This window comes from Bacillus sp. GW823-FHT06A11 (assembly GCF_058795355.1).
This window is the reverse complement of sequence record NZ_JBXAHS010000008.1, coordinates 32438-45425: the sequence shown is the minus strand read 5'-3', so window position 1 is coordinate 45425 and position 12988 is coordinate 32438. Positions and strand designations below refer to the sequence as shown.

The 12988-nt window shown below is 34.1% G+C and carries 11 protein-coding genes and 2 pseudogenes; all 13 read right to left on the bottom strand.

The window, feature by feature from the left end; genetic code table 11:
* Window positions 1-104 precede the first annotated feature (104 nt).
* Window positions 105-1007 (bottom strand): annotated as a pseudogene (locus tag AC1Q8L_RS26060) (HAMP domain-containing protein); the annotation flags it as partial.
* 394 nt (window positions 1008-1401) lie between these two features.
* Window positions 1402-2157 (bottom strand): C39 family peptidase, encoded by a 756-nt coding sequence (locus tag AC1Q8L_RS26055; RefSeq protein ID WP_080017752.1) that lies wholly within the window; start codon window positions 2155-2157, stop codon window positions 1402-1404.
* 7 nt (window positions 2158-2164) lie between these two features.
* Window positions 2165-2986 carry a hypothetical protein gene (locus AC1Q8L_RS26050; protein ID WP_000728588.1) on the bottom strand — a complete coding sequence of 274 codons (822 nt, stop codon included), beginning with the start codon at window positions 2984-2986 and terminating at the stop codon, window positions 2165-2167.
* Window positions 2987-3216: 230 nt separating this feature from the next.
* Window positions 3217-4467 carry a sensor histidine kinase gene (locus AC1Q8L_RS26045; protein WP_080017751.1) on the bottom strand — a complete coding sequence of 417 codons (1251 nt, stop codon included), beginning with the start codon at window positions 4465-4467 and terminating at the stop codon, window positions 3217-3219.
* A complete protein-coding gene (locus AC1Q8L_RS26040) occupies window positions 4464-5135 on the bottom strand; it encodes a response regulator transcription factor (protein WP_001238622.1) in 672 nt (223 codons plus the stop codon). The genes AC1Q8L_RS26045 and AC1Q8L_RS26040 overlap by 4 nt, the downstream gene beginning before the upstream one ends.
* A gap of 195 nt (window positions 5136-5330) precedes the next feature.
* Window positions 5331-6035 (bottom strand): metallophosphoesterase family protein, encoded by a 705-nt coding sequence (locus AC1Q8L_RS26035; protein WP_000821970.1) that lies wholly within the window; start codon window positions 6033-6035, stop codon window positions 5331-5333.
* Between the two features lie 437 nt (window positions 6036-6472).
* Window positions 6473-7849, bottom strand: coding sequence for an ABC transporter substrate-binding protein (locus AC1Q8L_RS26030; protein WP_000060580.1), 1377 nt, complete (start codon window positions 7847-7849; stop codon window positions 6473-6475).
* A 21-nt stretch (window positions 7850-7870) separates the two neighbouring features.
* The gene (locus AC1Q8L_RS26025; protein ID WP_000635946.1) at window positions 7871-8692 is read right to left on the bottom strand and encodes a carbohydrate ABC transporter permease; all 822 of its coding nucleotides are present in this window, start codon (window positions 8690-8692) and stop codon (window positions 7871-7873) included.
* Complete coding sequence (locus AC1Q8L_RS26020; protein ID WP_000573796.1) at window positions 8689-9621, bottom strand: carbohydrate ABC transporter permease; 933 nt, start codon at window positions 9619-9621, stop codon at window positions 8689-8691. Before AC1Q8L_RS26020 ends, AC1Q8L_RS26025 begins: the two co-directional genes overlap by 4 nt.
* Window positions 9621-10718, bottom strand: a complete 1098-nt coding sequence (locus AC1Q8L_RS26015; protein ID WP_000571384.1) for an ABC transporter ATP-binding protein — start codon at window positions 10716-10718, stop codon at window positions 9621-9623. Before AC1Q8L_RS26015 ends, AC1Q8L_RS26020 begins: the two co-directional genes overlap by 1 nt.
* Window positions 10715-11281, bottom strand: a complete 567-nt coding sequence (locus AC1Q8L_RS26010; RefSeq protein ID WP_098835750.1) for a glycerol-3-phosphate responsive antiterminator — start codon at window positions 11279-11281, stop codon at window positions 10715-10717. The genes AC1Q8L_RS26015 and AC1Q8L_RS26010 overlap by 4 nt, the downstream gene beginning before the upstream one ends.
* 308 nt (window positions 11282-11589) lie before the next feature.
* Window positions 11590-11865: pseudogene (locus tag AC1Q8L_RS26005) on the bottom strand (GNAT family N-acetyltransferase); the annotation flags it as partial.
* Window positions 11866-12007: 142 nt separating this feature from the next.
* Window positions 12008-12877 carry an ankyrin repeat domain-containing protein gene (locus AC1Q8L_RS26000; RefSeq protein ID WP_000287336.1) on the bottom strand — a complete coding sequence of 290 codons (870 nt, stop codon included), beginning with the start codon at window positions 12875-12877 and terminating at the stop codon, window positions 12008-12010.
* Window positions 12878-12988: the final 111 nt, after the last annotated feature.

Sequence of the window (12988 nt, the reverse complement as noted above, 5' to 3'; positions counted from 1 at the left end):
TCTGTCGCATCATTCGCTTGCTGTACGCTCGCTGTTAACTCTTCTGCCGATGCTGCAACATGTTCTGCTGAAAAGCTAATTTGGGTAATAACATCTTGTAAAGACGTAGACATTTCATTAAATGAATTCCCTAGTTTCCCTATATCATCTTTGGAATGGATTGTAATTTTCTCTGTTAAATCTCCCTTACTAATTTTATGTGCCGATTCAGCTATTTTTCGTAATGGCCTTGTAATAGACTTTGTAATGAAATAAATTAATACACTACCAAATACAATAGCGATAGCAATAACAATTAAAGTCTTATAAAACACTGGATTTGCAGCTTGGGTAATTTCTTCATCGAACATAACTCCAACTACTTTCCAGCCTGTTTTCTCATTTGTTGCAAAGATTAAATTCTTTTTATCATCTTGTTCTGTATAAGACACATTTCCTTGTTTATCTTCATAAATTGGTTTAATCCAAGGATCAGTAACTTTTGTACCTGGTTTTCTAGATGGATGACTAACAATTTGCTTATTTTGATCTAAAATAACTGCATAACCTTTTTCACCAATGTTAATCATTTTGGAAATTTTTAAGATGTTATCTAAGTTTAAATTAATTCCTATAACACCTTTACCATCTTTTACTTCTTTCGCAATTGTCACTACCATATTTTTTGTAGATGCTGACTGATATGGCGCAGTAACAATTACTTTCCCTTTATTTTCATGTGCTTCTTTATACCAAGATCTATCTGTTGGATTATACCCATCAGCCATTTGAATAAATGGTTCTCTTATAAACTTTCCCGTCTCTGTTCCAATATAAATACCTTCTACTTCTGGATGAAGCTTTATATATTGTGCTAACTTCGTTCTTACTATTTCTTCTTGTCCATTTGGATATGTATCCTCTGTTAAGATGTCTGCAAAGTACGTCGCATCAACAAATTTCTCTTCTATATTTTGAGAAATAACAGTATTTAAAATCGAAATATTCTCCTTTGCCTTATCTGTCATTTGATGTTCAAAATTTGTTTTGGCAGTTTGATATGAAACACCACCGATAATAATTCCTGGTATAGTTAAAATAATAAAAAATGAAATGATTAATTTTTTATTGATACTCATACATTTAACCCCGTTAAATATTTTTTGCATAATAAGCCTCCTTTATGTAATGTGGATACTTGTGTCATTTTATACAATTTACATATATAAAACAATATATAATGATAACATGTAAATTTTTCGTCAATTATGCATTTTTTCATATTCACTCCTTCTAAAGATTTAATCATAAAAAAATAAGAGAACTTCAGCTTATATAATAAGTTCAAGTTCTCTTATTTCGTAACAAAAAACCCCCACAAAAACTCCTCTTACAATTCCTTACATCTCTTTCCTTACTCATTCATTTAGAGCTTTTCACATAACTAATCGCCTGACTCCCCATTTGCATCCATGCCTTTTCAAAACTTTCTCTCGGTATTTTTACATCTAAACTTTCATTAAGAGGATCTCGAATATATACAAATTCCTTATCATATCCAATAAGCACTACACAATGTTCATTATACGTAATTGAAACATCTCCACTATTTGTTTCCCATGTAGTAAATTCATCTGCATCTAATGGTGCAAATGTTGCATTTGTGATCATGACTACAGGTTGCCCTGCTTTTACCCTCTTATAAATTTCTTCTATATTCTTCCCTGTTAAGTCTACAGCTTTATTAGGTAAATATTTTTCCGCTAACTGAAAAAGTGGCCCATGATATACACCGTATCCTGATTCAGAGAATGTATAAATATTACCTACAAATCCTTCATTTGGATTCCCGCGCACACCATCGTCTATAAAATCAACTTTTTTTATTTCATTTGCTAATGTCATCTTATCCACTGAAACACCAGCGTATTGTAACATCATCGCTAAGCTTGTCACTTCACAGCCTCTATCCAATTCTGGTAACTGCTGAATTAATGGAACATTTGATAAGATGACTTTTTCATCGTTATTACTAAACTCCGTTTCTTTTCCTCTTTGTATATTTGAGAATGTTAACTTCTCTACATACTTTGGAATTCCATTTGTATATACACTCCATATTGCTGTACCTAGTAAAGCTGTACATATATACCACTTCAATTTTCTTATCCCTTTCACGCCCTTATTAATTCGTTAAATAAGAATAAAATGCGTCAGCATCCGTTCGTATCATCGGTACAAAATTTAGTTCTTTTCCTTTTTCAGGCTGATCTTTTTTTATCTTTTCCGCTAACTCTTGAATATTCATATTCATTTTATCCATATTAAGCTCATCTGCCATTTGTAGCACCATTTGTTCATTAATTTCTCTTAATATTTGATATATATCTTTACCATACAAATCAATATGATATTTTTTTGCTTCTTCCTGTACTTTTTGTTCGTACACTTCTTGTGCTAACTCTTCAATTTCTTTTCCTTTTTGAGAAATATCTAACTTTCCTGCTTCTTCTCTTACTTTCTTTCCGTAGATTTCTTCCGCGATGTCTTCGATTTCTTGTCCATCTGTCGAAATACCTAATTTATCTGCTTCATCTTTAATTTTAATCGCATTAATTTGAGTAATTAAATCTACAATTGATGTATTCTCTATAGATATACCTAGCTTTAACGCTTCTTGCTTTACTTTTGTTTCATAGATTTCTTCTGACAGCGTCCCAACATCTTTTCCTTCAATCGATATGCCTAACTGCTCTGCTTCCCTTCCTACTTCTGTTTCATGAATTTCTTTTTCTAGTGTAATTTGTTCTTTTCCTTCCGTTTCAATACCTAGTTTCTCTGCTTTTTCTTCTGTATGCACTGCATGTATCTTACCATTGTTCAATTGTTCTTTACTGCGCTGTGTGTAATCTGTCTTTCCTTTTTGTGTTTCAGAAGGAGAGGCACCCCCTAATATACTTAAACTCATTACTCCAATAGTGAATACCGTCATCATTTTCTTTTTCAAAATTAATTCCTCCCTCTTATACTTTCTTTCCCATCATTCCCCTAGTTTTTTTAATACTATACATACATCTCATCGCTGCTTGAGATAACATTATGATTGATAAAACTCACTCACATACACCTAGTCTCTTCTTCATGTAACGAACTTTCTTTATGCCATACATAATATAAATAGTTTCTTAACTTTCCCTTAAAAAAGACGACCTTGTAAAAACAAGATCGTCTTCTTACTTATATTTTTTGATTTTTAGGGAAAATCACTTCAAAGCAAGTTCCATCTCCCCATTTGCTCTCTACTGATATTTTTCCATAATGCTTTTCTACAATCCAATTTGCGATTGAAAGACCTAATCCAGCTCCTTCTGACGTACTTCTTGCTTTATCCCCTTGATAAAAACGATCAAATAATTTCGGAATATCTTCTTCTTTCACTCCTATCCCGTCATCTTTCACATGTATACGAATTGAACTACTCGTTTGCGTGCAATCGATTTGAATATGCCCACCTTCGTTTGTATACTTCATCGCATTATCTAACAGTATGACCATCATTTGATGAATCCGCTCTCTATCCCCCATAAAAGATACACCACGTTCTACTTTTAGCATCATTTCTTTTTCTTGATAAGAAGCAATCTCCTTATATGGAGCTACTATTTCTTCTAACAATTTATCAAGTTCAAATGTTTTCTTATCCATCTCAATTTGATTAGAATCAGAACGTGCTAGCAATAATAAATTACTAACGAGTTTCGATAACCGCCTACATTCTTTTGAAATTGTAGAAATATCCATCGCTTTTTCTTCTATCGTAGCGGATGGTGACTGGAATAAAACATCCGTTTTTGATTGAATAACTGCAAGTGGTGTCCTGAGTTCATGTGATGCATCAGAAACGAATTGCTGCTGTTTCTCCCATGAATTTTGAATAGGTACGAGTGCCCTACCAGCTAAGAAAAAGCCGATTCCTATTGCACATAAACTTCCTATGCTACAACCTATAATAAGAATTAAAAATAAAGTATTTAACATTCCTTCTTCCGCTGTTATATCTCGCACGATTTGAACTATTTCTCCATCTTTTTGAAGCGAAAATGCTCTAAAATATCGTCCTTGTACTTTGATATCTTGTAACTCCCCTATTTTTTCCGGAGAAAACTTTTCCAAATTCTCTTCAAAAATAGAACGGAATTTACGGTTATCGCCCTCTATTTTCACTATTTTCCCATTCCAAGTTATTCTAGTTACTCGCGGATCTCCAATTTGGATATTCTCCATACGTTTTCTTGGTGGTATTTTAACATCTAATTTTTCTCTATACTGAGCCATCATTTTTATAGATTGATCCACTTCATTATAAATACGCTTATATGTGTATGAATAAATAATACTACCTAATATACCTATTAATAGGATAAATACTAATGAATTCACTATAGTCAAACGAATGCGTGTCTTTTGAAACATACTTCCCTTTTTCATTGTTCTTTTAATATATATCCAATACCTCGAACGGTTTGAATATCTTTCTGATAACCGAATGGTTCTAATTTTTTACGCAAATGATGCACATACACTTCCACAATGGCTACTGTCGTATCTGAATCAAATCCCCAAACACGATCAAAAATTTGTTCACGCATTAAAATCTTCCCGCTATTTTGAATGAGATACTCTAGTAGCTCATATTGTTTCAATGTCAACTTAATATTTTGTCCATCTACTTGAACGTCTTTATCTTTTCCGAACAATTCAATCCCTTTATAACGAATCGTTTGCTGGGTTGTTAAACTACCACTTCTGCGTAGTAAAGCGCGAATTCTCGCTTTTAATTCAGGGGCCTGGAATGGCTTAACTATATAGTCATCTCCACCAAAATCCAATCCCTTCACCCGATCTTCTAAAGAATCTCTCGCTGTCAAAAACAGGACTGGTGTTTCAATCTTTTCATCACGTATTTTTTGAATTACTTCAAATCCGTCCATCCCTGGCATCATCACATCCAGCAAAATTGCATCATATATATTTTGAAGCGCTAAAAACAATCCATCTTCTCCATTTATTGCCGTATCTACTTCAAATTCATCACGCAAAATTTGTACGATAGACTCTAATAACGAGGCATTATCTTCTACTACAAGTAATCGCATGCTCTCACCTTCCATCAAATAGTTCAATTCTATTTATTATTACATTTCTTCTCTTCATAACAAAAGAATGTAGTTACATTACGTATTTTCATTTTTAACTATTTCCTTCTAAAATTTTGAAGTTTTATTATAAAAACTTTGTCTTAAATTTAGCTTAATAAAAAATTGAAAGAAATAAGATTCCTCTTATCTCTTTCAATTTTTTATTACATATACCTTTTTACTCGGCAACTCCAAACAATTTAGCTGACCACCATACACAGCCCCGCCATCAATTCCAATAATACGATTACTCCCAAAATACACTCCGCAATCCTCACTACCATGAAGCGTTTTTGTTTCCGTATGCCCAAATACAACAACCTTTTCACCACTATATCCATTATGAAATTCATTACGGATCCACATTAACGTATATGGTTCAGATTCAGAAACTCGTTTCATCGGTTCAACCCCAGCATGTACAAATATATACTCTTCTGTTTCAATGTAATGATCTAATTCTTGAATAAACTTTATATGTTCCTCTAATACACGAGATTGTAACATCGGTTTTTGGAAGTCTTTCTCATTAACCGCAATATCCTCTTCTACAAATCCATAGCTATATAATGTCTTATCTCCACCATTTCTTTTTACCCAATGGTTCCATGAACGTTCCTCATTTGTCGTTAACGCCTTAATCATCATATCTTCATGATTTCCTTTTAAAATGAGTGCTCCCTCTTCTTTCAATTCTCTTACCTTTTCAATTACAGCACGCGCATTTGGACCACGATCTACATAATCTCCCAGTAAGATTAATTGATCCTGTTTCGCATCATATTGAGCTTCTTCCAATAACTGTTCGAACTTTTCTATCTCTCCATGAATATCACTAATAACAAGAATTCTTTTCATATTATCCCCCCTCTTTCTAATTATAGTTCAAAACGACAGAAAGTTCAGAATTGAAATCCCGCATTAACGGGCAGTAAGTCCCCCACTGATTACAGTTTCACTTTATTACAAACTAAACTATTATCCTTACAACAATGTAAGTCTCTTGTCATCCAATTCGATAGTTGTAATTACTGTATTTCCTTATACTGAGAGTAAGAAATGAAACAAAAAATAAGGAGAGATGAGAGATGAAAAAAGTAATGGAAGTTGTAGTAGCGGTAGTAGAGGTTTTCGTAAATGGTAAACAAGTCGCAATGGAGTTAAATAAATAATGAAAAGGACAACATTCACTCTAGACCCTTTACTCATATAAAAGAGATAAGACTTCATCATTTCTTTGATCCCTTATCTCCCTATAGAGAAAGCCGTATCCCTTTTAAGGATACGGCTTTCTCTTATTTTTGACTCGTACGAGCTGAAATGCTAATTGCTCTATCTGTTGCTTTGGCAGCTTCATCTAACGCTTCTTTACTATTCTTCCCGTCATACATTGCTTCTAATGCTTTTACAACTGCATCTCTTGATTCTGGGAATACACTAATTAAAGCACCTTGTGTTGCCGGAGTTTGCTTCGTCGCTTGCAGTTGATCTACTGTTACTTTCAACTGCGGATATTTTTCATATTGCTCTTTTACTAATGGCTCATTATATGCATCTGGATTAATTGAGAAATAACCTGTTGCAGTATGCCATTTTGCTTGTACGTCTGGCTTCGTTAAATATTTCATAAAGTCCCAAGCACCTTGTTGCGTTTCTTCTGAAACCATATTCGTCATCCATAATGATGCTCCACCAATAACAACACCATTTTGTTTCGAATCCTCTGGATACGGAATATATGAAACACCTACATTAAACTTAGATGCATCAATTAAATCACGAACACCTGCTGAAGAATCTAAATACATAGCAACTTGTCCAGACTGGAACGCGGCACGAATATCATCCCAACTTGCTCCATACTTTCCAAGTGCGCCAGCTTTATTTAAATCATCTAACATTCCAAATACTTTCTGTCCTTCTTTACCGTTAAATACCGCCTTCTTTGCAGCATCTTTACGGCCGTTTTCGTTATCTACATATAAAGCACCTTGTGTCGCTAACAATTCTTCAAAGAACCAACCGTAGTTAAGCATGGAGAATCCATATTGTTTTACATTTCCGCCTTCTTTAATCGTTAACTTTTTCGCTGCTTCTTGTAATTCCGCATATGTTTTCGGAGCTTTCTCTGGATCTAAGCCCGCCTTTGCAAAAGCATCTTTATTATAAATTAATACTGGTGTAGATGAATTAAATGGCATAGAATACATTTTTCCATCAACTGAATAATAATTTGTAATTGCTTTTTCTAATTTTGACGTATCGTACTTATCTTTTTTTATCCAGCTATCAATTGGTGTGATTTTTTTGCTATCAATCATATATTTCGTTGTAATTTCACTCGATTGAACAAGAGCTGGCGCTTCTTTCGTTGCAGACATCGTTCTAAATTTTGTTAAAGACTCTTCATATGTCCCTTGGAACTCTGCCTTTATCTCGTATTTATTTTGTGACTTATTATAGTCTGCAACAAGACCATCTAGTACACCTTGTGTTTTTCCACCCATCGCATGCCAGAAGCGAATTACAGTTTTATCACCATTTTTTTCAACTGGTGCTACTTTTGCCTGCGCTTCAGGTTTTCCCTCTGTTTTACTATTTGAACAAGCGGCACTAGATAATGCCATTGTTGCTGCCATTAATAGAGCAGCACCTTTTTTTACTAAACTCATTTTAAGCTCACCTTCTCTTAGTTATTTAATTGCACCTTTTGTTAATCCTTGTTGTAATTGTTTTTGTCCTAAAAATAGTAAAATCAATGTTGGAATAACGATAACCGTAACACCGGCCATTACACTCCCCCAATCAGTTGCAACTTCTTGAGACTGAAGCTGCTTTACACCGATTTGCACTGTTCTTACTTTTTCATCAGTGGTCACTAAAAGTGGCCATAAATACATATTCCATGTTGTTAAAAAGCTATATACTCCAAGCGTAATAAAACTCGTTTTACAATACGGTATTACAACGCTGAATAAAAATCTTATATTTCCAATCCCTTCAATAAAAGCAGCTTCTTTCAGTTCATTCGGGAGTGTCATAAAATGTTGGCGTAACAAGAAAATACCGAAAGCTGTTGCAAAAAACGGCACTGTCATCCCAGCGAAACTATTGATCCAGCCAAAGTTTTGAATCGTTAAAAAGTTAGGTACCATCGTTGCTTCCCACGGAATAAGCATCGTTGAAATAAACAGGAAGAAAATTAAGTTTCTCCCTTTAAATTGAAGAAAAACAAAAGCATACGCCGCTAAGCTTGATACGATAAGTTGTCCAATCATAACGACTGTCGATACAATTAAACTGTTATATAAGTATGTAAAAAGTGGTACTTTTTGAAAAATATTAATGAAATTATCAAAAGTAAATTGAGTTGGAAATAACCTTCTCATTTGAATATCGTCTGGTGTCATAAAGCTTATTAAAAACGCATACAGTACAGGAAAAAATACCATTACTGCACTAATTATGAGCAGCATGTATAATAGGAAATTTTGCTTCCACTGTTTAACAATCATTTATAATGCACCTTTCTCTCAGCAAACTTAAATTGAAGTAATGTAGCAATGAAAATGAAAACAAATAATACCATCGCTTGTGCACTTGCTGTTCCAAATTGATGATTCACAAACGCCTCTTTGTAAATCGAGTACACAATTAAATTCGTTGCATCATTTGGTCCACCGTGCGTTAAAATATCAATTTGTCCAAAGCTTTGGAACGCACTAATTAATGTTACTGTTACAATAAAGAATAAAGTTGGCGATAGCATCGGTAATGTAACACGGCGAAGCTTATATAAATAACTAGCACCATCTATAGATGCACTCTCATATAAAGACGTATCAATATTTTGTAAACCACCTAATATAACTAAAAATGCAAAACCTGTATTCACCCAAACTGTTGTAACTGATACAGAGAATAGTGCCCAGTCCGGACTCGTTAACCATGCGATTGCAGGAAGGTTCATAGAGGCTAATATATTATTAAATAATCCTACACTTGGATGAAATAAAAATAGCCAAATCACTGCACTAGCAGCTACTGATATTCCCATCGTCGAAGAAAACAGAACTCGGAATAACCCAATACCTCTTACCTTTCCATTTGCAATCAATGCAAGAAACAAAGCAAATATAATACTCGTAGGAACTGTATATAAAACAAATAATAAAGTTGATTTTATACTTTTGTAGAAGGCTGGATCAGAGAATAAATATTGATAATTTTCTAAGCCAACGAAGAGATTAGCTTCTCCATGTATATCGGTTAAATAAAAACTATAATAAATCGTCCTAAACAATGGATAGAACAGAAAAATCGAAAATAGCAAAATAGATGGCGCCAAAAACAATAATCCTATTCTTAAATCTTTCGTTCTCTCCCATAATTTTTTCTTTTTTGACACCTTTGTTTGAACTGGTAACTTACTTACTTCGATCATTATTTCGCCACCACTTTCAACTCTTCTTCAGCTACCACTTTTAAGCGTTCATTCGTGTTTTCGTTAAAGAAGCATAACTTTTCTTGCGAGAATAATAATTTTACTTTGTCACCTTTGTTCAGGAGTAACTGTCCGATAACTTTCGCACTCCAAGTTGTTCCATTTACCGCAAAGTTCAATATAGATTCATTCCCTAATACTTCTACAGATTGCAACGTCACTTCTTGTCCCTCCTCAGACAGTGCAATATGCTCAGGGCGCATGCCTATGCGAATTGTTCCTTCTGGTAATTGCTTTAACTGTCTAATAGATAATGGAATTTGCAATTTCCCTATATGTAATACACCTTTTTCTTTATCCACTTCTCCATCATTTATATTCATAGAAGGAGAACCTATAAAGCTTGCAACAAATTCGTTTGCTGGTTCGTTATATATGTCAAGTGGTGTTCCAACTTGCTGTATACTTCCTTTATTTAAAACCATGATACGATCTCCCATAGTCATCGCTTCTATTTGATCGTGGGTAACGTAAATCATCGTAATTCCTAATCGCTGCTGAATTTCTCTAATTTCAATTCTCATTTGCGCACGTAATTTCGCATCTAAATTCGAAAGTGGTTCATCCATTAAACAGATTGGTGCTTGACTCACGATCGCCCTAGCAAGCGCAACACGCTGTCTTTGTCCGCCTGATAATTGACCTGGTTTCATTTTCACATACTCTTTCAGTCCTACCATTTCAATAGCTTCCATTAGTCGCTTTTGTCGCTCTTCTTTTTGTACTTTTCTTACCTTAAGTCCAAATAAAATATTTTCTTCTACAGATAAGTGTGGATATAATGCATAATTTTGAAATACCATTGATAGATTACGGTCTTTCGGCTCTAGATCATTTGCAACACGTTCATTAATAATTAAATCTCCCGAAGAAATCTCTTCTAAGCCAGCGATCATTCGTAATAATGTGCTTTTCCCGCATCCCGAAGGCCCAACTAAAACAAAAAATTCGCCCTTCTTAATATGAACCGATACGCCTTTAACCGCTGTCTCTTCTGCATTTTTATATACCTTTGAAACATTTTTCAATTCAATCACAAAGTTGCACTCCTTTTTTCTTCATGTATCCATACTTCATAATGACTTGTTGAAATCGCACTTGCTCCTGCACGAATTGCAATTTCCGCATCTTCTCGCGTTTGAATCAACCCGCCTGCAATAATAGGAAACTCTATTTCCTCTACTAGCTGTTTAATTATAGAAGGCATAATCCCCGGCATAATCTCTACTGCATTTGGTTTAGTCGTTTTACAATTTTCAATTGATTTAGTAAGAGATAAAGTATCTACAATAAAAATACGTTGAATTGTTTTCAATCCAATTTTATTAGCATTTCGAATTGTCGAACCCTTTGTTGAAATAATACCTTGTGCCCCGATAACATCTTGAATATACAAAAGCGCTTCCTCTGTATTCGTATTTAAACCTTGTATAAAATCACAATGAAGAAATACATCATGTCCATGTTTCTGCAATTCATATACACGCTCTGGTAATTCCAGCATTGAACCAGTCATAAGAAAAACTGTTTTCGGCAATTTTTTGTATGCTTTGTATCCTTTCCAATCCTTTATCATCGTAATATAAGGTTCTTTAAACATTCATTCCACCTAACTGTTCTATTTTTATCCAAACTAAAAACACCTACTTACATAGAACGCCTTTCTCCTTATTTGAACTCTAGGGAATAGAGCACACCTAAGAAAGTGGCACATTATATGTAAGTGGGTGTTCTCAAATATTCTCTACCCTAGTTATTTTGTTACTTTTACTATATTACGCATTTATTAAGTCAGTTTTGATAGATTGTTAATTAGGTGTTAATCGAATGTTAATATTCACCACATCATTTTTTACATTAATCTAGATATTAAAATATAAATAAATAGAACGAAACAATACTTAAAATTCAATCAATATGTAAATTCATTCCATAGTTAATGATTTTTAGTTTGCTTGCCACTGCTTGCAAACTAAAGTTATCCCAAGCGGTGCTATAAAGTGGAATGCGCCTTTTCTCTTGTATTGATATGGCCCAGGCTGTAACAACATCAGTACCATATCCGTTCCCTTGAAACTCCGCTAAAGTTTCCACACTTGCCTCAGCAGCTACGGGCGTACTTCTGGCACTGCAACAAACAGAAACTACTTTTTCATTTTTTACAATTGCCAAATAAGGTTGCCTCCTTATTTACTCCATATACCATCCATTCATAATCTATTTTTCATGTTCAAAATAAAAATCCCATTCAAATACACATTACTGAATCCATCATACTAACTGATTTCTTCATTCTGTCTATCTAAATGGGATTATTTTTCGTTTTTTACTCTACTGGTTGTTGTGGCTGTACTACTTCATTCGCTCCAGCTACCCTCAACATATTTACAATATCTTTAAAACCTCTTTTTTCAGCGTATTGCAGTGGCGTCAGATGTTCCTTGTTAGCCATGTTTACATCTGCACCGTGATCAATAAGCAATTGAATTACTTTCTTATGGTTTTCACTACCATTTCCTAATACAATTGCTTCTAATAGCGCTGTTCCACCACGTTCATTTTTATAATTCACATCAATATCTGTATGCTCTAATAATTCTTTAACAACCTCTACATGGCCACGTTCAGATGCAGAAATAAGTGCTGTCCCACCTGACCTAGTCGTTTCTTTCGTATTAACTCCTGCATTAATTAATACTTTTACAATATCCGTATATCCTTCTCTACTTGCATAAAGAAGTGGATTACTTTTTTTCTCATCTTTAATTTCAATATTAGCACCTGCACCAATTAATGCTTTAACTGTCTCTACATGATTTTGGTACGTCGCTGCAAGGACAGGCGTTTCTCCGTTGTCACCTTCTACGTTTATATTCGCTCCATCCTGAATCAACTTCATAGCTGTCTCTGTGTCTCCAAGAGTAGCTGAAAGTAACAACTGTTTGTCCATTAAATTTATACTTTTCTCTTCTTTAGATTCTTCCTGTTCTTTATGCTTCTCTTTTTTCTTTTCATTTTTCACATGAACCGGTTTCGATTCTGGTTCTTCTTGCTTATCGCAAGCCACTACCGTCATTAAAAGTCCTAATAAAATACATAATAAAATTTTTTGTTTTCTCACAACTACAGCTCCTATGAAAGATAATGTTTTCTTAACCATTCCTCCATCACATACAATAACTCTTCTTGAGTACATTTATCCATAAGCCCTTTAGATTCCTTCTTTAATCGGATTATCTTAAGCTTATACTATGTTTCTCAACCTATTGAAATGATACGCCTGATGGCCCCATCATTAACATTATGA

What these genes read in the sequence shown, in the direction of transcription:
- AC1Q8L_RS26045 (WP_080017751.1), bottom strand. Translation starts at nt 4,467, where the DNA reads ATGAAAAAGGGAAGTATGTTTCAAAAGACACGCATTCGTTTGACTATA.
- AC1Q8L_RS26040 (WP_001238622.1), bottom strand. Translation starts at nt 5,135, where the DNA reads ATGCGATTACTTGTAGTAGAAGATAATGCCTCGTTATTAGAGTCTATC.
- AC1Q8L_RS26035 (WP_000821970.1), bottom strand. Translation starts at nt 6,035, where the DNA reads ATGAAAAGAATTCTTGTTATTAGTGATATTCATGGAGAGATAGAAAAG.
- AC1Q8L_RS26030 (WP_000060580.1), bottom strand. Translation starts at nt 7,849, where the DNA reads ATGAGTTTAGTAAAAAAAGGTGCTGCTCTATTAATGGCAGCAACAATG.
- AC1Q8L_RS26025 (WP_000635946.1), bottom strand. Translation starts at nt 8,692, where the DNA reads ATGATTGTTAAACAGTGGAAGCAAAATTTCCTATTATACATGCTGCTC.
- AC1Q8L_RS26020 (WP_000573796.1), bottom strand. Translation starts at nt 9,621, where the DNA reads ATGATCGAAGTAAGTAAGTTACCAGTTCAAACAAAGGTGTCAAAAAAG.
- AC1Q8L_RS26010 (WP_098835750.1), bottom strand. Translation starts at nt 11,281, where the DNA reads ATGTTTAAAGAACCTTATATTACGATGATAAAGGATTGGAAAGGATAC.
- AC1Q8L_RS26000 (WP_000287336.1), bottom strand. Translation starts at nt 12,877, where the DNA reads ATGTACTCAAGAAGAGTTATTGTATGTGATGGAGGAATGGTTAAGAAA.